Below are 24,652 nucleotides of genomic sequence, written 5' to 3'. Positions count from 1 at the left end.
TAACTAACGACTAACAACTAAAAACTGAAAACTAACAACTAAAAACTAACGACTGACAACCGAATACAATGCAAAGAATAAAAGAAGAATTTGTAAAACTGTTCAAGGCAGATTTTCTCATAGGGGCACATGCTATGAGGAATTGGGCAGTGATTCTTTTTGTTTTGCTCATAGGTATCATCATGATATATAGTGGTCACTTGATAGACCAAAAGATATATGCCATAGCCAAGCTGGAAGGGGAGGTAAAGGAGCTCCGCAGCGAGTTTGTGGACGTAAGATCGCGCTTGCAGAAAGTAAAGCTTGAGTCTACGATACTCTCCTCACTGAAGGACACCGGGCTGAAGCAGTCACCGACACCACCGAATAAAATAAAGGTATTAGTCAAAGATGAGTAAGGAAATACAAAGAGATAGGATAGTGAATTTGCGCACCATCTTGGTGGGCATAGGGCTGTTTATCTTTGCTATAGCGATTGTCTCCAAGCTTATCGGGCTGTATTTCAATGGGCAGAAGTATCGCGACTTGATCGCCGAGAATACCATCAAGGAATTTGTCATAGAGCCCAATCGAGGGAATCTGTATTCGGATGATGGGAGCCTTTTGGCAACCTCGATCACGCGTTATGATATTCATTTTGATGCGATGACCCCTTCGAAGAAGAATTTTGATACGCATCTGAAGGCGCTGAGCGACTCTTTGGGGCGTTTTTTCTCTCGACCTTCGTCCTATTACCAAGAGGCGCTTAGGGGCGCACGCAAGAACAAGAATAAGTATTTCCTTATCGCGCGCGGGCTCGGATATGATGAGTGTGCGCGCATTCGCCAGTTTCCTCTTTTCTCCAAGGGAGCCTACAAAGGGGGGCTCATCGTGGAGGGGCGCAGTTCACGGGAATATCCCTTGGGAGCGATAGCCCAGCGTATCGTAGGATATGAGCGCACCGATGGGCAAGGGAATACCTTCAAGGTAGGTTTGGAGGGTGCCTTCAGCAAATACCTCTCCGGAGTAGAGGGCAGGCATCTGAAACAGAAGATAGCCCAAGGACAATGGAAGCCCATAGAGGACAGCAATGAGATAGAGCCCAAGGACGGTTATGATGTGGTTTCGACCATTAATATAAATATACAAGATATAGCGCACCACGCCCTACTCAAGCAGCTGGAGACCTATCAAGCGGATCATGGCTGTGCGGTGGTCATGGAAGTGGCCACAGGAGAAATCAAGGCTATTTCCAACTTGGGGCGCAACAAGGATGGTAGCTATGGGGAGCGCTTCAACTATGCCTTGGGAGAGACCTACGAACCCGGTTCGGTGTTCAAGACCGTTTCCCTGGTAGTCGCCTTAGAAGAAGCCAAGATAGATACCACCTATACGGTGGATACCAAGAAGGGGGTGATCTCCTTCTATGGGAGAGAGGTGTGGGACTCCAACCGCCGCGGATATGGCACGATCAACCTCTCCAAAGCCATGCAAGTATCCTCCAATACGGCCATCGTGCAGATGGTACATGACCTCTTCGGGAAAGACCCTAAGAAGTTTGTCGGAAGGATAAATAAAATGCACCTAAACAGGAAGCTGGGCATGCCTATTCTGGGAGAAGGGACGCCCTTCGTACCGCAGCCCAATCAGCGTGGCTGGAGTGGGATTGCTCTGGAGTGGATGGCCTTCGGCTACGGGCTGGAGATGACCCCCCTACAGGTGCTCACCTTCTACAATGCTATTGCCAACAATGGAATGATGCTCAAGCCACGCATGATACGCGAGGTGAAGCAATGGAATAAGTCGATACAAAAATTTGACGTAGAGGTGCTCAACAGCTCCATCTGTACGCCAGAGACCGCCGAGGTGGTAAAGAAGGTACTGGAGAATACCGTCAAGTACGGGACAGGAAAGAGCCTCTACTCGCCCAACTTCTCCATGGCAGGGAAGACAGGGACAGCACAGAAAGACTATAAGGATAAGTCCAAGCTGGGGTATATATCCTCTTTTGCAGGTTTTTTTCCTGCTCAAAACCCGAAATACTCTTGTATAGTGGTCATACACAACCCTGACAAGCAGATAGGGTATTATGGAGCCGATGTATCAGGGCCTGTATTCAAGAGTATAGCCCAGAAGATATACACCAACTCCTTGCTCATTGACACCATTGACGATATAGAGACAACCTCCCCACAAGTGGCCAAGAGTTACGGACAGTATAATGATATCCTGAGCAAGTATAAGACCATAGTGCCCAATGTATTGGGTATGGAAGCTATGGATGCGATAGCCATCATGGAGAATTTGGGACTGAGTGTCACCATAGAGGGCACAGGCAGGCGTGTTACCGCGCAGTCCATCGCAGGAGGGGAGTATATAGGCGGCCGCAAAACCATACGATTGAAATTTTTATAGGGAATTATGTTACTCAAAGAGCTATTACAAGGCGTAGAAGTACTCCAAACCATAGGAGATACCTCACAAGAAGTGGGAAATATCACCCAGAGTTCTCGAGATATTACCCCTAATACGCTATTTTTTGCTATAAAAGGCGCACATACCGATGGGCATCGTTTCATCCCAGAGGTAATTGCCCAACAAGGAAAGGTGTTGGTCGTGGAAGACCTCCCCGAAGCACTTGCCGAGGGGGTAACCTATGTACAAGTGACCGATACGAGCCGCGCCATGGGACAGATAGCCGCCCACTTCTATGGGCACCCCAGTGAGCAGTTGCGCCTGGTAGGGGTTACAGGTACCAATGGCAAGACGACCATAGCCAGCCTATCCTATCAGCTATTTCGACAATTGGGCTACAAGGTGGGACTGATCTCCACCATAGCCATATATATAGACCAAGAGCGGGAGGAGACACACAACACCACTCCGGATGTGCTTACCTTGAACAAGGTATTGCGCCGCATGGTGGGTCAAGGGGTAACGCACTGCTTCATGGAAGTGAGTTCGCACGGCATCGCCCTGCACCGTATAGAAGGGCTGGTTTTTGCCGGCGGGGTGTTCACCAACCTTACGCAAGATCACTTGGATTTCCATGAGACCTTTGCTCAGTATCGCGATACGAAGAAAAAGTTCTTTGACCATTTGCCAAAAACAGCCTTTGCGCTGACCAATATAGAGGATAAGAATGGGGCGTATATGCTTCAGAACACCTCGGCACACAAGAGCACCTATGCCCTTGGGCGTGCCGCCGACTTCAAGGGACAGCTCTTGGAGAGCACCTTTGCTGGGATGACCCTACGAGTGGGCAATCACGAGGTATGGACTTCGCTCATAGGCAGGTTCAATGCCTATAACCTCTTGGCCATCTATGCCACAGCGGTACTCTTGGGCGAGGAACCTCTGGAGGTACTCACCCAGATCAGCACCCTTAGGAGTGTAGCTGGGCGCTTTCAGTACTTTGTCTCCCCTAGTGGGGTGACAGTAATCGTGGACTATGCCCACACCCCTGATGCCCTACAGAATGTGATAGAAACGATCCTTGACATAAAAGACCCCTCACAGCGGCTTATCACCGTGGTAGGCTGTGGTGGGAATCGTGACAAAGGCAAGCGACCCATCATGGCACATATAGCTACCTCGCTGAGTGAAAAGGTGATACTCACCTCCGACAACCCTCGTGAGGAAGACCCCGAGGAAATCCTCCGAGAGATGGAAGCGGGAATCACCCCAGAGAACCAGCACAAGAGTATGACAGTGACCGATAGGCGACAGGCGATAAAAGTAGCCTGCCACCTCGCCCAAAAAGGGGATATTGTCCTTATAGCCGGCAAAGGCCATGAGACCTATCAGGAAGTCAAGGGCGTAAGGACACACTTTGACGACCTGGAAGAAGCGAGGGGAGTGAAGAGTGAAGAACGAAGAACGAAGAACGAAGAGTGTTTTGAGTGAAGAACGAAGAGTGTTTTGAGTGAAGAGTGAAGAGTGTTTTGAGTGAAGAGTGAAGACGCGTGAGGATATGATAGGGGGTTACATGTTGTTGATTATCATATTGTTATAAATAAAATTATAACCTAAAAGTAGCTTGGGAAACTTGAATTATTAAAAATACAAAGAAAATGGAAGAGAAAGAGTTGCAGGAAGATAAAAAAGGAATATTGTCTAAGAAAACATATAACTTTGCTATCAGGATTGTAAAACTTTCAAAATTTCTAAGAGAAAGTAATGAATATGTACTGAGCAAACAGTTACTTAGAAGTGGTACTGCTATAGGTGCTCTTATAAGAGAGGCTGAATATGCTCAAAGTATTTCTGATTTTGTTTCTAAACTTTCCATAGCTTTGAAAGAGGCAAATGAAACACTTTACTGGATTTCTTTGCTATATGATACAGAACATTTTGATGAGAAAATAAAAAATAGTTTTCAAAAAGATTGTGATGAGATTATTTCTATTCTTGTGACTTCTATAAAAACAGGAAAAAAAAGGATTAATCAGAAGGGAGTAAAGAGTGGTTTTGTGTGAAGAGTGAAGAGAGCGAGTGTTCATAGCTGGGAATCCTAATTGGCGTAGTTTTCTGTAGAGACAGAATTCATTGCGTTTTACCCTGACTTTTCACTCTTCGTTTTTCACTTAATAAGGGAATTAAATAAAGATTAATAGATAAAAGATAAAGTGAATAGAAGACAGATAGAAAAAGAATGGATGCAGGATGTGCATTCTTCACTTTTCACACTTCGTTTTTCACTTAATAAGGGAATTAAATAAAGATTGATAGATAAAAGATAAAGTGAATAGAAGACAGATAGAAAGAGAATGGATGCAGGATGTGCATTCTTCACTTTTCACTCTTCGTTTTTCACTTAATTGTGGTTATGTTATATTACTTATTTGATTATTTACATAGAGCGTATAACCTGCCAGGGGCGGGAATGTTCCAATACATTTCCTTCAGGGCGGGGATAGCCGCTATTTTAGCGCTGCTCATCGCTACCCTTAGTGGGAAGCGTATCATAGGTCTTTTGTACCGCTTGCAAGTGGGCGAGACCGTGCGAGACTTAGGACTGGAGGGACAGAAGGAGAAATCCGGTACACCTACCATGGGGGGGATTATCATTATTTTGGCTTTGCTCATTCCGGTGCTTTTACTGACGCGCTTGGATAATATATATATCATCCTGCTGATAATCACTACCTTGTGGATGGGGCTGATTGGTTTTATCGATGACTATATCAAGGTATTTCGCAAGAACAAGGATGGGCTCAAGGGGCGTTTCAAGGTCTTAGGGCAGGTATCTCTGGGGATTATCGTAGGGGCAACTCTCTACTTTCATCCGGATGTTACCGTCAAGAACGAGAATGCACAGGCTTCCCGCATGGTACAGACGCAAGCGCAGCGTCGTCCGCTCTCGGAGATGGCCGAGGTAAAATCGACCAAGACGACCATTCCCTTTATGAAAAACAACGAATTGGACTATGCCTCGCTGATCAAGTGGACAGGAGAGAACTATAAGCACTGGGTGTGGTTGATATTTATCCCCATAGTGATATTTATCATCACTGCCGTATCCAATGGAGCCAACCTAACCGATGGTATCGATGGGCTGGCAGCGGGGAGTTCGGCGATTATCGTATTCACCTTGGGGATATTTGCATGGATATCAGGGAATACGATTTTCTCAGAGTACCTCAATATCATGTATATACCGCATGTGGGAGAGGTGACCATCTTCATAGCGGCGATGGTGGGAGCGCTCATCGGTTTCTTGTGGTACAACACCTATCCCGCACAGGTATTCATGGGGGATACCGGTAGCCTAACCATAGGAGGGATTATCGCGGTGCTGGCCATCATGGTGCGCAAGGAGCTGCTTATCCCCGTACTCTGTGGTATCTTCCTTATCGAGAACCTCTCGGTGATGTTGCAAGTGGCGTATTTCAAATATACGAAAAAGAAATATGGCGAAGGACGTAGGATTTTCCTCATGTCGCCCCTACACCACCACTATCAGAAGAAGGGCTATCATGAGAGTAAAATAGTAATGCGCTTTCTGATCGTGGGAATTATCTTGGCACTGATATCGTTTATTACCCTGAAAATCCGATAGACAATGATCAATGATCAATGATTAATGAGTAAAGAGTAAAACCCTTAAATTCTATAACCCTATAACCCTAAATATCTAAACCCTTAGCATGAAATTAGTTATACTTGGAGGCGGAGAGAGTGGCACAGGGGCTGCCGTTCTCGGAAAACAAAAAGGCTGGGAGGTGTTTCTCTCAGACAAATCACCCCTGAAGGAGGTATACAAGAAGGAGCTGGATGCCAAGGGCATTCGCTGGGAGGAAGGCCAACATACCGAAAGCGAAATCCTCTCTGCCGATTGCATTATCAAAAGCCCTGGGATTCCTCATAAAGTGCCTATCGTACAGCAAGCCAAGGCAAAAGGTATTGAGATTATCTCCGAGATAGAATTTGCCTCTCGCTATACCGATGCGAAGATTATCGCTATCACAGGTAGCAATGGTAAGACCACCACGACCACCTTGGTATACCACCTGCTCAAAGAGGCAGGCCTCTCGGTGGCAGTAGGAGGGAATATAGGCTACAGCTTTGCCCGCTTGGTAGCTCAAGAGCCTAAGGAATATTATGTATTGGAAATCAGTAGTTTTCAGCTGGACGATATTACCTCTTTCCACCCACATATAGCCCTATTGCTCAATATCACCCCTGACCATTTGGACAGGTATAACTATGAATTTCAGAACTATATAGATGCCAAGATGCGCATCACCGAGTTCCAGCAAGCGGCTGATTTTCTCATCTATGATGCAGATGATCCCGTCACCGCCCAGGAGATTGGTAAAGGCCAAGTAAAAGCACAACTTTTGCCCTTCTCCTTGGAAAAAACTTTCGAGAGAGGCGCTTGGAGCCTTGATGAGAAAAATATGTATGTAAATGTTAACCAAAATATATTCGAGATGTCCACTAAAGATTTGACAATTAAAGGAAAACACAATCTAAAGAATGCCATGGGAGCTACCATGGTTGCCAAATTATTGAATGTACGCAACGAGAACATTCGCAACAGCCTGATGACCTTTCAGGGAGTACCCCACCGCTTGGAATTTGTCCGTGAGGTAGAGGGGGTCAGATATATCAATGACTCCAAGGCTACCAATGTCAATTCCGTATACTATGCCTTGGACTCCATGGAGGAAGGACTTGTGTGGATTGTTGGGGGTCAGGACAAAGGAAATGACTATACACCACTGATTCCGTATGTAAGCAAGAAAGTAAAAGCGATTGTGTGCTTAGGTCTTGATAACCAGAAGATTATTCAGACTTTCCAAAGCATCGTTCCTACCATCATAGAGACTCACTCCATGGAGGATGCCGTACAGGTAGGTCGTGGACTCTCTCAAGAAGGTGACACTGTATTGCTTTCTCCCGCCTGTGCCAGCTTTGACCTTTTCCAAAGCTATGAGGACAGAGGCAACCAGTTCAAGCATTATGTAAATATGCTATAAAAAACAATCCTATGGAACGCTTCAGACGCTATCTCAAGGGGGATATTTCCCTTTGGGGAGTCATCCTCTTCTTTGCCCTGCTTTCCTTTCTGCCAGTGTATAGCTCGAGCAGCAACTTGGTGTATTTGGAAAGGACAGGTATCTCCACACGTGGATACCTGATAAGGCATGTGGGGTTGATCGCGGCGGGGCTTCTGATCATCTACCTAATCCATAGGTTTCCGTATCGTTATTTTCGCCCATTGGCGCGACTGGGGCTACTGCTTTCGTGGATATTGCTTTTCTTTGCCTTGCTCAAGGGAAGCACCATAGAGGGGGCTAATGCCAGCCGCTGGATCTACATCATGGGGATTTCCTTTCAGCCATCGGCTTTTGCTATGATTATCCTACTGATGTATGTAGCCTCGTACTTGGCCGAGGTGTATGAGACCAAGTATAGCTTCGTCGAAAGTATATTGCCCTTATGGCTGCCTGTAGGGATTACCCTGGCGATGGTTACCCTGCCAAACCTCTCCACAGGGGCGATGATGTACGCCATGGTGCTGATGGTGCTCTATATAGGGCGCTACCCGATTAAGTACATACTGGGCAGTAGTATACTGGCAGTGTTGCTCTTTGCCTTGTTCATGTTGGTTGTAAAAGCCTTTCCGGATGCTTTTCCGCATCGTGTGGACACGTGGAAGAACCGAATAGAGACCTTTATGAGCAAGGACAAGGAAGAGAACTACCAGTCGGAGCGTGCCAAGATGGCGATTGTCTCGGGTGGATTCTGGGGGCAAGGAGCAGGAAAGAGCGTGATGAAGAACCTCTTGCCTCAGGGTTCGTCGGATTTTATCTTTGCTATAGTGGTCGAGGAATATGGACTATTGGGGGGCTCTGCCCTGATACTGCTTTTTATCATTATGCTGGTGCGCTTTGTGGTCATCTCGATGAAAGCCACCACTATTTTCGGTAAATTGTTGGTCTTAGGGGTGGGAATCCCGATTGTCTTCCAAGGGTTTGTCAATATGGGCGTTTCCGTAGGTCTTTTGCCAGTAACAGGGCAGAACTTGCCGTTTTTCACCACAGGGGGTACCTCCATCTGGATGACCTGTATGGCGCTGGGAATCGTGCTCTCGGTAAGCTCCCATGGAGTGAAGAGTGATGAGAGAAAAGTGAAGAGTGAGCAGGGGTCAGAGGTCAGTGAGCAGGGGTCAGTGAACAGTGAGCAGGGGTCAGAGGTCAGTGAGCAGAGGTCAGATATAGATGAACGAATATAATAACTAAATTGAGCAGGCAAAGTAATTTCATATATTTACACTCTGAAAATGAATGTATTATGGAATTATTCAAGGGGAAAAATATCTTAGAGTTACTGAAGGCTTTAAAACAGACTTAGATTGCGAATAATACTTAGCTTCTTTAAAGTGGGAAGATGGATATTGCTGTCGCAAATTACGAGGTATATATTCTTGGGTATCAGAATTTAACATAGACCGATATTTAGCGGAATACAGTTTTAGAATTAATCGTTGACAGAGCAAAGATACTATCTTTAACAAATTAATGAAAAGAATTGTAGAACGTTCTCCCGTTTCCCAAAGTCAATTAGTATGTAGCTAAATAGACATCTTAATAAATATTTAATCCACGAAGGATTTTCGTATGAATTTAAATTAGATTAGTTTATGAAAAATATAATCTTGACATTGGCTATCTTACTGTTTAATTGTCATAATGCACAAAATACAGGGGAAATGAAAATACAACAAATACCCTTGGAAAAACAAATAACTTATGGCATTTCTTTGTCAATGCGCGTACCTTACGAACTTTATATCAATGATATAAAAGCAGATTGTGATTATGTAGGTGCAAATAGTGGAGTAGATATGAACCCATATATATTAAAAAATGGGAAATATAAGGTAAAATTGAGGATATTTCCAGCCTTTAAAGCTGGAGAAAAACTAATAGTATCTAAGGATATTAAAAATTCGAATATATCATTTGATAGTTATATACGCAATAAAGAGACCAATGAGATATTAAACTACAATAGTATTCCTTTGCCTATTGTAGCCCCTAAGGAGGATGTACCTTACTTTGAGCAAGAATGGGATGTAGAGCTTACAGAATTGCCTTATGAATTAGAAGGTTGGAGTAAGGGGCAAGACCTTCGTAAATGGGATAAGGATAAATTAGAGAAAAAGGTGGTAGCATTTCATCAAAAGATCAGAAAGATACTTAATGACGGGAATTCAGAAGAGTGGATGAAACTGATTCAAAAAAGATTTGATGAGGTTTGTATTTTTGATTATCTTTCAGAAAAACGAATAGAAAAAGATTTAGAGGAAATAAAGGAAGATGTAGAAGAATATAGTAAAGGAACAATGATACCCTTGGAGGATTATGAGTTAAAACTTTATGCAGAAGGGAAGTTAGTAACTTTGGAGAGAAAAACACATACTAAAGAATTTAATAATTACTCTCCATTAGATATAAAAGGTTGGAGTCCTTTAATAAGTAAAGGAACAACTTATGGAGCAGCTCCCTACCCTATTTTATTATATTTACCCCAAGGTAGTGATGAATTTGTAATTATACGTAGGTAAAGTATCTAATTTATGAAAAAAGTATATTTATTAGCTATAATTATTTTAACATTTTTAAGTTGTAAAGAAAGAATAAAAATGGAAAAAATAGCAAATTTATATAAAGAAGTTAAATATCATGAGCAAGCTATTAGTTATCAAGCAGAGTATTTTATAGGAGGTTGTAATTTTGAAATACTAATTAATGGCTTCCCTATTGAGAGATATTATGGATTGGGAAATGGTGCCTTAAGCGCAAGTGTCCCCATAAATACAGCAATTTTAAAGAGTGGTTTACAATCTTGGAAAATTAGAATTTTTCCTATACACATCAATGGAATTCCACAAAAAATGATAGAAGGAGGGGCAAGAGTCCAATTAAAAATACAAGCTATTCGTTTTAAAGATAATGGAGATATTGAAAAGATTTCTACACCTGTGATAGATTTCGAAGTTCCACTAAAAAAAGAAAAAGAAACAGGAAAAAATATATTTGTAGATATGGGAAAACCTTATGTAGAATATTGTGGAACATTTCAGGCTAATGTCCCATATCAATTAAAAGGATGGCAAGATGGAGAAAAATTTGATTTATCTGATAGCTTAAATCTAAAAAAAGAAGTTCTAAACAAGTTTAATGAACTTAGAAATATGATTATCAATAAAGAAGAAAATAAATTTGAAGAGAGTATTTTATATAAAGAAAAAGAAGTAGCTCAAGCTTTATTTATTAATGAAAAAGAAAGTAAGGATATTGCAAAATTTTATACAGCTGCATTTGATGGAACTCTACAGAATTTTAATATGACTTCAATTGATAATGAAGAGTTGGTTTATTATTGTGAAGATAGAGTAGTCACATTATTATTTACAGCAATGAAATGTCCTCGTTGTAAAGGAGAGCCTGTACTAGTAGGAAGATATGAAGAGGAAAATAGAAAAAAAGTAAGAATTTTCCCTATATATTTATATCGCCCAAAAGGTAAAAAAGAATTAGAAGTTATAAGATAAATGAAAGGCACTTACTACAAAACCCCCATAGACTTCAAGGCGTTGATAGAGAAGCGCGACCTTGCCAAGACCACCTTAGAGACCTCCATTGACCAGCAACTCTTCCTACTGGCTACCACAGCTTGGGGAGAATGCAAATTTGATGAAGGCTTTGGCGCAGGGATAGGAATAAGTACTCTTTTTGCTTGTTAAACGCTCGTGAGCAAACTGCTGCACACGAAGTTTTGCACAGTATTGGGTTAGATCATACTTTTGAAAAGAATAGTGATGACTTTATTTATGAAGGGCAACAAACAGATAATGTGATGGATTATCTAAACAAAGGAGTTGCTCTCTATCAATGGCAATGGAAATTAATAAACCCCGCAATAAAAGAAATATTAAATAGAATAATTAATGAGCAATTATGAGAGTATTTTTAGTATTACTATATTTGTATGCTTCCTATGTAATAGCACAACCTAAAAATGAAACGTTTGATTTTAAGCTCGCTAAAGAGCTTAAATATAAAAGAGGGGTATTATTGAGAGATATATATATGAAAGAAGGGTGCAGAGTTTATGATATATATTTTGACAAAGAAGAAGGGGGATATATAGAGGAAAGTTTGCCCTCCCCTTCTTTTATAACACGCCGTAAAGATTATTATCCGAATGGAAAAATTAAAAGCATCAAGCATTTTATAGGAGAAAATGTACTTATCGGAAAATCTGTTTATTACAATAAAAAAGGCGTTAAAAGAATTGTAGATGAAGATAAGAAATTCAAGAAAATTAAATATCCTTATATTTTACAATTCTTGGAAAAGAAAGGACATATCAACCTTAAAACTGGAGAAGGTAGAATTGTTAATATTAGAGGAACAAATTATTTTGGATTTGAAATATTTTATGTAGAAGAAATGAATATGTGGGAGGCTATCATAAAAGATGGTTACCCAAAAGATAAATGTTTAGAGAAATATATAGAATTAGCAAAAAAAGAAAAACAAAAAAGAGAAAAGGATCATCTGATAGTTTGTTCAGAAAGAAATTGTGATCTATATTATTTTATAGATGCAATTTCTGGAAAACAGATTTCAAAACAAGAGTACGCAAAAAGATATAGAGCAGCGTTTGGTGAAGAGGATGAAGGATTTGATTATATCTTTACAGAGCCGTGATATAATTTTTGAGTTGGCGCTTCTAATGCTGATGAGCAAACCGCTGCACACGAAGTTTTGCCTCGGAAGCCGTAAGACAATGATGGAAAGATTTAATAGAGAGGAAATGGAATGGGATTGCAAAAATAATCAACAATGGTGTTACTGAAATCTATGATATTAATTTTATTGAGGTGTTAAAATAATTTCATATATTTGCACTCTGAAAATGAATGTGTTATGGAATTATTTAAGGGGAAAAATATCTTAGAGTTACTGAACGCTTTAAAACAGACTTAGATTGCGAAGAATAGCTAGCTTCTTTAAAATGGGAAGATGGATATTGCTGTCGCAAATTACGAGGTATATATTCTTGGGTATCAGAATTTAACATAGACCGATATTTAGCGGAATACAGTTTTAGAATCAATCGCTCACAAAATAAAGATACTATCTTTAACAAATTAATAAAAAGAATTGTAGAACGTTCTCCCGTTTCCCAAAGTCAATTAGTATGTAGCTAAATAGACACCTCAATAAATATTTAATCCACGAAGGATTTTCGTATGAATTTAAATTAGATTAACTTATGAAAAAATTACTTTTAATTGTCATGGTGGCAGCTCACTTTGTGGCTTTTGGACAAAAGAAGAAAAAATCTATTCCTCCACCACCTGAAAAAATTACCAAACAAAAAGTGCAAAAATCTCCTTACCGAAGGATTTTTGAAGATAATATGATGCTTGCTTTTCAATGGAGAATGGAAGTAAAGGATTCTATTATCGCTAATGAAGACAGGATGATTTATAAAATCAATCTTGAATTTCTGTCGGTTAAAGAATTAAGATCTTATAAAAAGCAACCTATTTCTGCTCAGAAAATAATTTACTCTGTAGAAAAAGGAGCTAAATTGGATAAAAACCTTACCCCTCGTATGGATTATACTGATTTTGTGGATTATCCATCGATTTTTGAATCCGTTAAAATTGTTGGCGATAATGTAGAACTAACAAATGATGAAACGAAAGAAAAGGAAATTTTTAAGATTTTTTTAGATAAGGACAAGAAAAATATCATTAAGCTCCAAGATTTGAAAACAAAGAAGGAGTTCTTCCCAACGGAGGATTTTTATTCTCCAATTATTAGTATATAGGTTTTTTTCAGAAAAAGAATGAGTAATAAAAAAAGTATTTGTATTATTCAGTTTAGTGATAGGGCTTTCTGTAAAGGCTCAAATCACGGTGAGAGGTGTGGTTTCGATGAGAAATGAAGGTAGGAACTATTGAACTGTGGTATACCATTTGTGAAAGATCAATAGGCGAGGTAATTGTCAACTATATGATACGCCCAGAGGAAACTGATGAAATCCTTGCTGTGAAGTATGACTTGAATGGGGAAATCCTTGCTATTGACTGGGAAAGTTAATTTATAGAGTAGAAGTTTTACAAAGTAAATAATAGGAATTTATTTATTGAGGTGTCGAAATAATTTCATATATTATTACTTTGTGTAAAAATAGATTACTTGAAAGAATCAGACATACAAAATGTGATGTACTTGATAGATCAAGTGGGGAAAATGCTTTATTCACTTCAGAAAAAACTAACTGTAAATCAATGACTACTGTTTACTGTTCACCGCTCACTGAAAACATGGAAATAAATTTACCAGAAGGCAAGAAGCTGTATTTTGCTTCGGATAATCACTTAGGCGCACCGACCTATAAGGAGAGTCGGGAGCGCGAGACGCGCTTTGTGCATTGGCTGGATACTATCAAGACCGATGCGGGGGCGCTGTTTCTTTTAGGAGACCTCTTTGACTTTTGGTTCGAGTACAAGACGGTGGTACCCCGCGGTTTTGTACGTGTATTGGGCAAGCTCGCTGAGCTTCGCGATAGTGGACTGCCTATCTTCTTCTTTGTAGGCAATCACGACCTGTGGATGGATGACTACTTCCCGCAGGAATTGGATATCCCTGTATACCGCAGTCCGCAAGAATTTACCTGCCGTGGCAAGCACTTTCTCATAGGCCATGGCGACGGCTTAGGCCCTGGGGACAAGGGGTACAAGCGCATGAAAAAAGTCTTCACCAACCCCTTTTGTAAGTGGCTCTTCCGCTGGCTACACCCCGATATTGGGGTACGCTTGGCGCAATATCTCTCGGTGAAGAACAAACTTATCTCCGGAGACGAGGATGTGCATTTCCTTGGCGAAGACAAGGAATGGCTTGTGCAATACTGCCGCCGCAAGCTCCAGAGTAAGCACTATGACTACTTTCTCTTTGGCCACCGCCACCTGCCTATGACCATAGACCTCGGCGGCGGCGCTACCTATATCAATACAGGAGACTGGATACACTACTATACTTATGCCGTATTCGATGGGGAGTTCTGCCAGCTGGTCGGGAAAGTGAAGAATGAAGAGTGACACCCTGATTGGGGTAGTTATTTTTCATTCTTCACTCTTCATTCTTCACTTTTCATTCTTATTGGCCAGTTGTCCGCAGGCGGCATCGATGTCCTTGCCACGGGAGTAGCGGATGGTTGTGGTGATGCCTGCTTCTTCGAGTTTTCTCTTATACAGTTGTAGTGCTTTTTCGTCGGCCTGTTCGAAGAGACCCTCGTCGATAGGGTTGTATTCGATAAGGTTTACCTTGCAGGGAGCAAAACGGCAGAAAGCCACCAGCGCCTCTACATCCTTGGGGGAGTCATTGATCCCTTTCCAGACTACATATTCGTAGGTAATGCGGCTTTTGGTCTGCTGATACCAGTATTGGAGGGCGGTTCTCAGCTCGGTAAGGGGGAAGTCCACCGTCCAGGGCATGATCTTGTTGCGTGTCTCCTCGATAGCCGAGTGTAGGGATACGGCAAGGCGAAACTTGACCTTGTCATCAGCCATCTTGCGGATGAGCTTGGAGACCCCCGAAGTGGATACGGTGATGCGCTTGGGAGAGAAGCCCAGCCCCTCTTTCTCGGAGGTGATACGCTCGATGGCCTTCATCACATTGGGGTAGTTCATCAGGGGCTCGCCCATGCCCATAAAGACGATATTGCGCAGCGGACGCCCATAGTAGAGGCGGCTCTGCTGGTCTATGGTGAGCACTTGGTCGAAGATCTCGTCGGGAGAGAGGTTGCGCATACGCTTAAGGCGTGCCGTAGCACAAAAAGAGCAGTTCAGCGAGCACCCTACCTGACTGGAGACACAAGCGGTGATACGCGTATCGGTGGGGATGAGCACGGACTCCACATACAGCCCGTCGTGTAGGCGTACGGCATTCTTGATCGTACCGTCCTCACTGCGCTGCATGGTATCCACCTTGATATGGTTGATGACAAAATGCTCCGAAAGCAACTGGCGGGTCTCCTTGGAGAGGTTGGTCATCTGCTCGAAGGAGTGAGCCCCCTTCGTCCAAAGCCACTCATATACTTGGTTAGCACGAAAAGCCTTTTCCCCATGAGAGAGGAAAAAGGCTTGTAGTTCTTCTTTTTTTAAGGCACGAATATCTTTCATAATGGCTGCAAAGGTACAAAATAAAGCTGAAACATTTACTTTTGTTTTCTCGGGTGTAATAGAAAAAGAAGCAGCATCGCCACGCCCCAAAGGAAAAGGGAGAAGTAGGGGTGTCTCCTCAGGTCAAAGGTTTCTCTGCGGGTGTCCCGAATATGTCTCTGGTGGGTTTGCTTCTCTGTGGTTCGCTGTTCATGCTGCTTGAGCTGCTCCTCCAGTGCTTTCTCCCTAAAGTGCAGTTTTAGCACCTTCGCCCCTTGTATGGAAAGGGTCTGCCCTTGTGCCGTCTTCTGCTGGGAGATAACCACCCCTTGCAAGGGATACCCTCGCTTAGGCGAAAGGGACAAGGAGGGCACTCGCTCGGGCGAGAGGAGCAGGGGAGGTGCTGGCAGGGGCGAAGACGAGGCAGCAGGGGCGAGACTATCGGCGGGGACAACCTCCAAGGCGATTTCTTGCGAATGCCACTCCCGCAAGAGACTCTCGCCCCTATACTCGTGATAGGCTTCCACAGAATCACGTTGCTGGAAAAGTTGTGTATGCTCTTGGCTTTTCTTGACACTCCTACAGCTGACAAGGAGTAAAAGAGAGAAAAAGAAAAATTTCATAATAATGTTTAATTTTTAATTTTTAATGATCAATGATTAATTTTTAATCATTGTTCATTGCTCATTGCTCATTAATCATTGTTCATTGCTCATTGCTCATTGATCTTTCGTATAATTCTCCTCAGTTTGCCTTCGTAGTCGGGGTCGGTGGCATAGCCTGCTTGTGCGATGAAGTGAGCAAAGGCGAGAGGGTCTTCACGGTGGAGGAGTGCTTGGCGGTAGCGAGGGTTGCGGGTGAGCAGTCGGGCGTGGTGCAGGAAGCTCTCAGCGGGGGAGTCGTAGCGGCGAAACCAGTCCTTGACCACGTGTAGGTATTTGCCATTGGGCAGCGGGGTGATGCTGAGAATCTCGGGGAAGTCGCCCTTACGAGCGGGCTTAGGGAGTATCTCTTGGGTGCGCAACAGCTGCTTGAGGTGGTCAGGGGTGAGTGCGGTGGCCTTGATACCGAAAAACATATTGCCGGGGGTATGGGCGCCCCAGCCTGTCTCCAGCGCCGCTTGGGCAAGACTAAATAGGGCGGAAATACCCGTAAGTCGTTCGCTATCAAGGGCGTAGGGGATATATTGTTTCTTAAAAACGTAGGGTGATAGTGGCTGCATGTTGGTGTATTTTAGGAAAAGAAGTAAGAGTTTGTTTGTCAATAATATAGTGTATGTTTCCCTGTATCCATGAGGCACGTAGGGCACTGATAACCTCTTGGCAGAGTTCTTTCAGGCGGTAGCGTGGGGATACGTATTGGGCGCCTATCCTCCCCATATATACGTAATGGTCAGGGACATAGAGGAGAATCTGTGCCTGCCCACTGGGAGGGGGTAGCTTCTCACTCGGGGGTTGTCCCTTGGGGCGAAGGTAGCGGTAGGCAAGACACTGGATGACTATATCCTCCTTCTGTGAGTCATTAGGACGGTCATTGCCTAAGTAAATGCCCCCGCTGAGTCCAAGACGCTTCCTCACCTCAGGGGTGGAAAGAAGCTGGTAAAGGTGGGTTTCTATTTCGAAAGTCACGAGAACAATGATTAATGATTAATGAACAATGAATAATGATTAATGAACAATGAATAATGATTAATGAGTAACAATTGAACATTAAAAATTGATCATTGAACATTGAACATTATAAAAAGATTCTATTATGCAGTTGTCCTTGGTCGTATTTCTGTACGATGGAGCAGCTACGGGGGTCGTTGCCTTCGGGGTCGTTGGCAATAAGGATAAGGGAGCCCTCGGGGATGTGTGGGGCATCGCGGGGGAGGTACACCACATAGGCGAAGCGGCGGAAGGAGGCATTGGCGGTCTGTACATGATGGTAGAGGCTATTGGCCAGAGGTACTTCCTGCCCCTTGCTATTGGCCTCCTGCAAGCAGCGACAGGCAAAGGAGCGCGAGAGGGTACTCGCCGTCCATGTGCCATCCGCCCGCTGCTGCGAGAGGGAAGGAGTAAGAAGAAAAAGATAATGAGGGTAAAGCATTTTGAGTGAAGAGTGAAAAGTGAAGAGTGAAGAGTGAAGAGTGAAGAGTGAAAAGTGTAGCCAAGCGAATGAGCTTGGGTATGTGGTGAAGAGTGAAAAGTGAAGAGAGAAGAGTGAAGTTAGCTGTGGGCACTCGCTGGCTACATTCTTCGTTCTTCGTTCTTCGTTCTTCGTTCTTCGTTCTTCACTCCCTCCGTTCTTCACTCTTCATCACCATATCTGTGATTGGTCGTTGAGTTTAGGGGCGTGGGAGGGGAAGAGGATGTTGCGCTCGCCCAGCTCATAGCATAGGGCGGTGTAGTACTCCTTGAGGGCTTCTAAGTTCCAGCTTTGGGAGTAGGCACCTTCGCTTTTTTTCAGGGAGGCGGGTGCCAGTATCAAGGAGAAGAATTGGTAGATGGCTCTGTCGCAGCGGGCTATCTCCACGGGGGCTTGTGGAGATAGCTGCGCTTTGAGCAGAAGCAGCTCGAGGGTTTCCTTCTCTATCCCTAAGGGCGAGAGGGTACGGCTCAGGTATAGAGCATTGGTCATTAGTTCTTGTTCCATGAGGTGCTGTTGGTTTGCATAAGGATGGAGCGAGCGGCGAGGTTCCAGGCAGGGAAGAGGTTGGCGATACCCTCGGTGACCTCGCGCACAGGGGATTCTTCGGAATACTTCTTGATGAGGGTATGCCCGTGGAGCACCTTTAGGGCGTGGGAGGAAGTCATCTTCATGTCGATAGGGGCTTTCCAGTAAGTGTTGCCCAAGACCTTGCTTTCGGAGAAGAGAATCACGTCGTCCTCGAAGGGGTTGCCCGTTCTTGTCTCCCCACTGATGGATTGCAAGGAGATCTCCTGGTCGATGACGATGATCTGCAAACCGCGATAAGTCTCGGCATGCTTGGCAAGGTAGGCATTGACGGTACTCAGGTCAGGAGCATCGGCAAGGGGAGCATTCGCATAGGGAGCACAGCGCTTGCCTATTTCCTCTTGTGAGGCAAACTTGAGGAAGGTATCCACGTTCATAAAGGCATATTTGTAAGAAACCCCGTGGAGCTGTTGCCCTAAGCGCAAGGCCTTGATGAAGTCCTTGGAGAGGGGTTTTCCGGTGGTATTATTGTTGTAAGAGGCCTCTACTCCTATTTTCTGAGCGGCAGGGATTTGGTAATCCAAGTCGTACTGACTTACTACAGAAGCGTTGTTCTCGGTAGTCAGCGAGAAGCGTCCTAAGGAAATCTGTTGGAGTGCCATCCATTCGGCACGAGCAGCGATACCATGCCAGCAGGCCTTGGTGTCATCAGCCCAGAACTCGATAAGGGAGAGCATATCGGGATTGGCGCCACAGGCAGCTACCATTAGGTCGTACTCAGTGAGTTCGTCCTCATTCTTCTCGCGAGCGATGGAGAGCTTAGGGATATCCCCAGAGAGCTTAGAGAGTCCTTTGCGGTTTTTTTTAGGAATAGAAGCGCCACGAGCGATGATATCTCCGGCTACTTTCAGCCCTGCTTGCCCCTGAAGCATACGCCACGAGAGGGTAGAAGCCTCTCGCAAAGGAAAAAGAGTAGGATAATAATATTGTTCGAGATTGTAGGAGCCTACAACCGCTTGCAAATCGGTCTGGTTAAGACCTGTCATAAGTGATGCATTCATTTTTTTTAATAATTAGAGAACAATGATTAATGATTAATGATTAATGATTAATGATTAATGAATAATGAATAATGAATAATGAATAATGAATAATGATTAATGATTAATGAACAATGATTAATGATTAATGAATAATGAACAATGAATAATGAACAATGAATAATGATTGGACATTGACCATTGAAAATTAATCATTGATCATTGAAAATTGACCATTGAAAATTAATCATTGACCATTGATCATTGAAAATTAATCATTGATCATTGAAAATTGATCATTATAAAAAGATAACTCCTTTGAGGGCGTCTTTGATGGTTTTAGGCATAGGGGGCATGAGGGCTTCACTCACTACGCAACTCACCCAAGCGGCACAGAAAAGGTTGTCGCGCATAGGCACCAAGTAGGTGTAGGAGGCCAAAGCCACGGGGGTCACCTTGGGGAGGAGGTCATTGCCCTTGGACTGGAATAGGGGTGTTTCCTTAGGGAGTTCCACTCCTAAAGCCGTCTCGAGAGTCAGGAGGTCATACTCAGGGTTTTGCTTATTGACTGTTTTGATTTTCTGCCCCTTAGTGGTATCCGCAGCGATATAGTCCCCAGGGAGGAAGTGATGTCCCTTGGCAATCTTTATCTCAGTAGCAGAGGCGCTTGTCAGGGTAGTGGAGGTTCGGGCTGTTTTCACGGCAGCATAGCGCCCGAGGGAGTCCTTGCCGATAGGCGTTCCTGCGATCAGTTTAGCACCCCCTAAGACCTCTGTTGTAATGGTTACCCCACCGGAGAGGTCGGCCAGGGTGTGCATAAAAAGACCTGGGGAGGGGTAGGATTCGGTAATGTGTAATTTCATAGGTCGTTGTTGGTAAAAGAGTTATACTTGTTTTCCTTTGAATTGTTGCTGCGCGTTGGCTTGGAGTTGGATAAAAGAGACCACCGCAGGAGAGACATTCTGGCGCGGTGTCTCCTTGGTGTAAAAAGGTGGGTGTTGTAATGCCAAGCTTCTGTTGGCGAGGGTTTGATTTGCTTGTTGTACGTCATTTTTCTTTTGTTGTAGATATTGTTCGAAATCGGTAGGGGTAGCAAAGTGCATTAGGGGGAAGTCGCGGAGACTCTGCATGCGGAAATTGCTATCTTGGCACTGAGCGAGTACCTCCTGAAGACGGTTGTGTTGTAGCTGTTGTTTTTGTTGTGTCTCGAATAGGCTTAGGCGCTGTTCGAAAGCCAGTACAGCCTTGCGTACACTCTCCTCGATGCGCTTGTCCAAGGAGTCCGCAGCACTTGGGGTATCCCCTGCTACAGAGGGAGTTATGCCTGTCGGGGTGGGGGGTGTTGCCGCAAGATAGTCCGCCACTTGCTCTGCGGTGAGCTTATTGACCAAGGCTTGTCCTTGGTGAGCATCAGGCTGTTGGGCAGCCAAGGAAGCAGCTAAGGTTTCCAAGTGAGCGGCATCCATTGCTGAAAATTTCTCTGTCAAGAGCGATAAAAATTCTTCTTTGTTCATGGTTTTAGGATTATGGGGTATTAGGGTTTCGTAGACTAACGCCTAAGACCTGTTTTAAATTCGATGCAAAAGTACAACATTTTTGATGTACAAATCAAGAAGAATCGTTGTGAGAAATGAGAATAGAAGTAGGAGGGGAGAGATCAGTGAAAAGTGAAGAGTGAAAAGTGAGCAGAGGTCAGTGAGCAGGGGTCAGTGAACATTAATCATTGAACATTGATATTGGCATGAGGTTTTTTGCGTGCGTTGTAGGGGCGATTTGCAAATCGCCCTATGCTGTTGCGTGCGTTTTTTCCTCAAATTCGCCCGCATTGCAAATTCACCCATGTTTTCAATTGCCCCCCCATGTGGAAGGGCGAATTACAATTCGCCCCTACGCGTGTGTTATCCGAACGTTGGCGAATATACATGTAAATATGTGTAAATATGCATGTAAGTACACAAAAAAAGGCATTACGGGCATGGTGTGAGTATGTTTGCGCACGTTGTAGGGGCGAATTGAAATTCGCCCACATTTCAAATTCGCCCATGTTTTCAATTGCCCCCATGTGGAAGGGCGAATTACAATTCGCCCCTACGCGTGTGTTTTCTGGACGTTCGCAAATATGCATGTAAATACACAAAAAATATTACGGGCATGGTATGAATATGTTTGTGTGTGTTGTAGGGGCGAATTGCAATTCGCCCACATTTCAATTCGCCCCTACGCGTGTGTTATCCGAACGTTGGCAAATATCATGTAAATATGTGTAAATACGTGTAAATATGCATGTAAATACACAAAAAACATCATGGGCATGGTGTGAGTATGTTTACGTGTGTCGTAGGGGCGATTTGCAAATCGCCCATACAGAGGGCTTTGTTTTCAGACTCTAAAAATCGTTAAAATAAATACAGTTAACAAAATAAAGTCAATAAACAGTGAAAAAATTTTTATATTTTCCCTGTAAATCAGAAAAAATAAATGTAATAAATATGAAAAAGTTGTTTTTTGCAGGGTTGCTTACTGCAATAGTAGGGGGGTAGTGGCGGCGTCACTTCCCTTCCAAGCGATACTCAAGGGGGTATACAGTAGTGCTACAAGTGGATCATAACTATACCCTACAGGCGAGTGCTTCAGGTTACAAGAGCTCCGAGCCTGTCACCTTCCCCGCCAATACCAACGACCCCGAACGTGCAAGACTTTAGGCTGAGTGAGCGGTAAAAAATAAAAGAGAGCGCAAGCTCTCTTTTACCAATTCTAACCACAAAATCTAATATATGAAAAACAATTTATCTTTTTGTTTCTTTGACGGTGCAAAGGTAGTGTGGTTTTCTTCTTTGACCAATAGATTTTTATTATTTTTTTCTATACCACTATTGATTTTTTCTATTTAACTTCCTCTGCTTACCGCTCACCGCTCACTGTCAATGCAGGGCATGGGCGATTTGCAAATCGCCCCTACAGCAGGATACAAAATCCTCGTGCTAATATGTCAATGATTAATGATCAATGATTAATGATCAATGACCTCTGCTTACTGCTCACTGTCAATGCAGGGCATGGGCGATTTGCAAATCGCCCCTACAGCAGGATACAAAACCCTCGCGCTAACATGTCAATGATTAATGACCTCTGCTCACTCTTCACTTTTCACTCTTCGCTCTTCACTCTTCACTCTTCACTCTTCACTCTCCGCTGCTCTCTTATATGTTAAATCTCTTGTTTTCGGCTTCAAAATGTTGTAATTTTGCAACGTTTTTAATGTCGATTAGTAGTCTATTACTCATTACTCATTGATCATTAATCGTTAGTCATTGAACATTGATTATTATGAAGGATTCATTTGTATTTTATCGTGATTGGCTCAACGTAATGGAGCAATTACCCGCTGAGATTCAGCTCGAACTGTACCAAGCAGTAGCCCAGTATGCCCTCAATGGCAAAACGCCTACGCTCTCGCCTATGGCAAAAATCGCCTTCGGGTTTATACAACAAACCCTTGATAGAGATGAAGATAAGTATCATAAAACAGTCGTATCAAGTAAAGTGAGTGGGCGCATGGGAAATCTTAAGAGATGGCATAAAGATCTTTATCAGAAAGTGCTCAAAGGAGCTCTTTCTTTAGAAGATGCTGAGGATATCGCCCAAGCGATGAAAAAATCGCCCCCCGATAAGAAAAATCGCCCCCCGAAAAATTTATCGCTTAATGATAATGATAATGTCAATGATAATGATAATGATAATGATCTTTCTTTTTTAGAAAAAAAGAAACAAAAAAGCGCGAGTGTAAAAAAAAGTGGCATCGAAGAAATTGATTTTCAAGAGCTTTCGGTAGAGACGCTTAAGGAAGAAAAAGAAAAAAATTCCGCGCAAAAAGAAAAAGAAAAATCCTCGGCCAAGGCATTCACCCCTCCCTCTCCTGCAGAAGTGGCAGCCTATTGTAGGGAGCGCGGCAATGATATCTCCCCTGAGAGCTTCTGTAGCTTCTATGCCTCCAAGGGCTGGCGCGTGGGGAATCAGCCTATGAAGGACTGGCGCGCTGCTATACGACACTGGGAAACACGGCGCGCTCATGAGAACAAACAGCAATCTTTCCCCAAAAACAAACAATCTCAACCCTTAGTTATCGATGAAAATGGAAACATCTTGTCCGCAGAGACTAACAACAATACCACACAAGCCAACACTTATGTGGCAGGAAGACAAACCGCAGCTTCTCTTAGCGCAAATCTCCAAGGTTGGTAATGGGCTTTCTCCCGTGGGCTTTGTCGAGAAGCTCAGGGACTTTGCTCCTTTGCGAGAACAGCCCGAGCCGGTAGCCCGTATGGCTATTGGGCTGATTGTCACTCAGCATGCGGCTTTGATAGGTATCAAGGGCACTATTGATGCCATGAACAAGGAGGATATCTCCAACCTTGTCTGTAGCCGCTTTGCTCACTTGGCTTTGGAGGAGCTCCACAAGGCATTCCAGCTCGAGCGCTATGGGGAACTGGGGGAGGCTACTGCGCACTACAACCTGATCAATGCACCCTATATAGCTCAGGTACTCACCAAGTATGTCTCTTGGCTGAGGAAAACACGCCAAAACCATCCTCACCTCTCCCTCGAGAGGACTCCCCGAGAGGAGACTCCCCCTGCACCTCCCTCCCGAGAACGCATAGAAGCACTCGTCCAGCAGATGCAGCAGCAGTACTTGCAAACCGGACAAATGCCCCTGTTCTGCTCTTGGCTCTTTGATGCCATGCGGCAGGTGGGCATGCTCCCTGATTTCTCCCCAGAGGAAAAAAACTCCTACAGGCTCGCTACCAGAAGGAACGACTCGAACTCTGTAAAGAGAACAGACCCAGATACAACCCCTCCGCCTCCCTCTATGAGGAAATCGCCCTGAAAAAAGAAATCGCCTTGAAATACTTTTTTGAACAGAGGGCAGGGGAGAGTGAAGAGTGAAAAGTGAAGAGTGAAAAGTGTAGCCAAGCGAATGAGCTTGGGTATGTGGTGAACAGTGAGCAGAAGTCATTAATCATTGAACATTGATCATTAATCATTGATATTGGCATGAGGGTTTTGCGTTCTATTGTAGGGGCGATTTGCAAATCGCCCATATTGACAGGTGATCATTAATCATTAAAAATTAATCATTAACCATTGAACATTGATCATTAACCATTGATCATTAAAAATTAATCATTAAAAAAAATGCTTTATATTACCATTCCAGAAGAATCGATAGAGGAATCCTATCGAGAAGTTTTTGTACATTTGTATACCACCGTTCAGGCCT

The 24,652-nt window shown here is 43.6% G+C and carries 26 protein-coding genes and 2 pseudogenes; 19 read left to right on the top strand and 9 right to left on the bottom strand.

The window, feature by feature from the left end; all coding sequences use genetic code 11:
• Positions 1 to 68: 68 nt before the first annotated feature.
• The 17 genes and pseudogenes from CAPGI0001_RS04850 (at position 69) to CAPGI0001_RS04785 (ending at position 14,614) form a co-directional block, all read left to right on the top strand.
• Entirely contained in the window at positions 69 to 398 is a 330-nt protein-coding gene (locus tag CAPGI0001_RS04850) for an FtsL-like putative cell division protein (protein ID WP_002667530.1), read from the top strand.
• A complete protein-coding gene (locus tag CAPGI0001_RS04845; protein ID WP_002667404.1) occupies positions 391 to 2,394 on the top strand; it encodes a penicillin-binding protein in 2,004 nt (667 codons plus the stop codon). The genes CAPGI0001_RS04850 and CAPGI0001_RS04845 overlap by 8 nt, the downstream gene beginning before the upstream one ends.
• A 6-nt stretch (positions 2,395 to 2,400) precedes the next feature.
• Positions 2,401 to 3,885: a UDP-N-acetylmuramoyl-L-alanyl-D-glutamate--2,6-diaminopimelate ligase gene (locus CAPGI0001_RS04840; protein ID WP_002667561.1), complete on the top strand. Its 1,485-nt coding sequence runs from the start codon at positions 2,401 to 2,403 to the stop codon at positions 3,883 to 3,885.
• Positions 3,886 to 4,052: 167 nt separating this feature from the next.
• Complete coding sequence (locus CAPGI0001_RS04835; RefSeq protein ID WP_002667422.1) at positions 4,053 to 4,457, top strand: four helix bundle protein; 405 nt, start codon at positions 4,053 to 4,055, stop codon at positions 4,455 to 4,457.
• Positions 4,458 to 4,807: 350 nt separating this feature from the next.
• A complete protein-coding gene (gene mraY / locus CAPGI0001_RS04830) occupies positions 4,808 to 6,040 on the top strand; it encodes a phospho-N-acetylmuramoyl-pentapeptide-transferase (protein ID WP_002667283.1) in 1,233 nt (410 codons plus the stop codon).
• An 88-nt stretch (positions 6,041 to 6,128) separates the two neighbouring features.
• On the top strand, positions 6,129 to 7,463 hold the full coding sequence (gene murD, locus CAPGI0001_RS04825) for a UDP-N-acetylmuramoyl-L-alanine--D-glutamate ligase (protein WP_002667609.1): 1,335 nt from the start codon (positions 6,129 to 6,131) through the stop codon (positions 7,461 to 7,463).
• An 11-nt stretch (positions 7,464 to 7,474) separates the two neighbouring features.
• On the top strand, positions 7,475 to 8,722 hold the full coding sequence (locus CAPGI0001_RS04820) for an FtsW/RodA/SpoVE family cell cycle protein (RefSeq protein WP_002667290.1): 1,248 nt from the start codon (positions 7,475 to 7,477) through the stop codon (positions 8,720 to 8,722).
• 175 nt (positions 8,723 to 8,897) lie between these two features.
• Positions 8,898 to 9,065, top strand: a pseudogene (locus tag CAPGI0001_RS12755) (IS1595 family transposase); the annotation flags it as partial.
• A gap of 65 nt (positions 9,066 to 9,130) precedes the next feature.
• A complete protein-coding gene (locus CAPGI0001_RS04815) occupies positions 9,131 to 10,057 on the top strand; it encodes a hypothetical protein (RefSeq protein WP_248601298.1) in 927 nt (308 codons plus the stop codon).
• A gap of 12 nt (positions 10,058 to 10,069) precedes the next feature.
• Positions 10,070 to 11,047, top strand: coding sequence for a hypothetical protein (locus CAPGI0001_RS04810; protein WP_248601297.1), 978 nt, complete (start codon positions 10,070 to 10,072; stop codon positions 11,045 to 11,047).
• On the top strand, positions 11,048 to 11,239 hold the full coding sequence (locus CAPGI0001_RS04805; protein WP_002667636.1) for a hypothetical protein: 192 nt from the start codon (positions 11,048 to 11,050) through the stop codon (positions 11,237 to 11,239).
• Entirely contained in the window at positions 11,233 to 11,457 is a 225-nt protein-coding gene (locus CAPGI0001_RS04800; protein ID WP_248601296.1) for a zinc metalloprotease, read from the top strand. Before CAPGI0001_RS04805 ends, CAPGI0001_RS04800 begins: the two co-directional genes overlap by 7 nt.
• On the top strand, positions 11,454 to 12,209 hold the full coding sequence (locus CAPGI0001_RS04795) for a hypothetical protein (RefSeq protein ID WP_002667450.1): 756 nt from the start codon (positions 11,454 to 11,456) through the stop codon (positions 12,207 to 12,209). Before CAPGI0001_RS04800 ends, CAPGI0001_RS04795 begins: the two co-directional genes overlap by 4 nt.
• Positions 12,210 to 12,544: 335 nt before the next feature.
• Positions 12,545 to 12,712: pseudogene (locus CAPGI0001_RS12750) on the top strand (IS1595 family transposase); the annotation flags it as partial.
• Between the two features lie 65 nt (positions 12,713 to 12,777).
• On the top strand, positions 12,778 to 13,341 hold the full coding sequence (locus tag CAPGI0001_RS04790) for a hypothetical protein (protein WP_002667407.1): 564 nt from the start codon (positions 12,778 to 12,780) through the stop codon (positions 13,339 to 13,341).
• A 113-nt stretch (positions 13,342 to 13,454) separates the two neighbouring features.
• Positions 13,455 to 13,613, top strand: a complete 159-nt coding sequence (locus CAPGI0001_RS12925; RefSeq protein ID WP_002667542.1) for a DUF2004 domain-containing protein — start codon at positions 13,455 to 13,457, stop codon at positions 13,611 to 13,613.
• 227 nt (positions 13,614 to 13,840) lie between these two features.
• Positions 13,841 to 14,614, top strand: coding sequence for a UDP-2,3-diacylglucosamine diphosphatase (locus tag CAPGI0001_RS04785; protein WP_002667313.1), 774 nt, complete (start codon positions 13,841 to 13,843; stop codon positions 14,612 to 14,614).
• Positions 14,615 to 14,659: 45 nt separating this feature from the next.
• Here CAPGI0001_RS04785 and rlmN read toward each other — a convergent pair whose 3' ends face one another.
• From rlmN to CAPGI0001_RS04740, 9 genes are all read right to left on the bottom strand, one after another.
• Entirely contained in the window at positions 14,660 to 15,697 is a 1,038-nt protein-coding gene (gene rlmN / locus CAPGI0001_RS04780; RefSeq protein WP_002667264.1) for a dual-specificity RNA methyltransferase RlmN, read from the bottom strand.
• Between the two features lie 35 nt (positions 15,698 to 15,732).
• Complete coding sequence (locus tag CAPGI0001_RS04775; protein ID WP_002667389.1) at positions 15,733 to 16,299, bottom strand: hypothetical protein; 567 nt, start codon at positions 16,297 to 16,299, stop codon at positions 15,733 to 15,735.
• Between the two features lie 89 nt (positions 16,300 to 16,388).
• Complete coding sequence (locus CAPGI0001_RS04770; RefSeq protein WP_002667499.1) at positions 16,389 to 16,898, bottom strand: glycoside hydrolase family 73 protein; 510 nt, start codon at positions 16,896 to 16,898, stop codon at positions 16,389 to 16,391.
• Positions 16,870 to 17,304: a hypothetical protein gene (locus tag CAPGI0001_RS04765; protein ID WP_002667285.1), complete on the bottom strand. Its 435-nt coding sequence runs from the start codon at positions 17,302 to 17,304 to the stop codon at positions 16,870 to 16,872. Before CAPGI0001_RS04765 ends, CAPGI0001_RS04770 begins: the two co-directional genes overlap by 29 nt.
• 109 nt (positions 17,305 to 17,413) lie before the next feature.
• Positions 17,414 to 17,971 carry a hypothetical protein gene (locus CAPGI0001_RS13320; RefSeq protein ID WP_248601295.1) on the bottom strand — a complete coding sequence of 186 codons (558 nt, stop codon included), beginning with the start codon at positions 17,969 to 17,971 and terminating at the stop codon, positions 17,414 to 17,416.
• A gap of 6 nt (positions 17,972 to 17,977) precedes the next feature.
• Positions 17,978 to 18,313 carry a DUF6706 family protein gene (locus tag CAPGI0001_RS04755; RefSeq protein ID WP_232781197.1) on the bottom strand — a complete coding sequence of 112 codons (336 nt, stop codon included), beginning with the start codon at positions 18,311 to 18,313 and terminating at the stop codon, positions 17,978 to 17,980.
• Positions 18,298 to 19,395 carry a major capsid protein gene (locus tag CAPGI0001_RS04750; protein WP_002667521.1) on the bottom strand — a complete coding sequence of 366 codons (1,098 nt, stop codon included), beginning with the start codon at positions 19,393 to 19,395 and terminating at the stop codon, positions 18,298 to 18,300. The genes CAPGI0001_RS04755 and CAPGI0001_RS04750 overlap by 16 nt, the downstream gene beginning before the upstream one ends.
• A gap of 278 nt (positions 19,396 to 19,673) precedes the next feature.
• Positions 19,674 to 20,237, bottom strand: coding sequence for a hypothetical protein (locus CAPGI0001_RS04745; protein WP_002667312.1), 564 nt, complete (start codon positions 20,235 to 20,237; stop codon positions 19,674 to 19,676).
• Between the two features lie 21 nt (positions 20,238 to 20,258).
• The gene (locus CAPGI0001_RS04740) at positions 20,259 to 20,888 is read right to left on the bottom strand and encodes a hypothetical protein (RefSeq protein WP_002667346.1); all 630 of its coding nucleotides are present in this window, start codon (positions 20,886 to 20,888) and stop codon (positions 20,259 to 20,261) included.
• 1,813 nt (positions 20,889 to 22,701) lie between these two features.
• Between CAPGI0001_RS04740 and CAPGI0001_RS12590 the strand changes: the two genes are divergently transcribed.
• Positions 22,702 to 23,616 (top strand): DUF6291 domain-containing protein, encoded by a 915-nt coding sequence (locus CAPGI0001_RS12590; protein WP_002667384.1) that lies wholly within the window; start codon positions 22,702 to 22,704, stop codon positions 23,614 to 23,616.
• Entirely contained in the window at positions 23,561 to 24,259 is a 699-nt protein-coding gene (locus tag CAPGI0001_RS04730) for a hypothetical protein (RefSeq protein ID WP_155813440.1), read from the top strand. The genes CAPGI0001_RS12590 and CAPGI0001_RS04730 overlap by 56 nt, the downstream gene beginning before the upstream one ends.
• Positions 24,260 to 24,652: the final 393 nt, after the last annotated feature.

Source organism: Capnocytophaga gingivalis ATCC 33624 (genome assembly GCF_000174755.1).
Taxonomy (GTDB): Bacteria; Bacteroidota; Bacteroidia; order Flavobacteriales; family Flavobacteriaceae; genus Capnocytophaga; species Capnocytophaga gingivalis.
The sequence above is the reverse complement of the archived record's forward strand: the minus strand, read 5'-3'. Positions and strand labels throughout refer to the sequence as shown.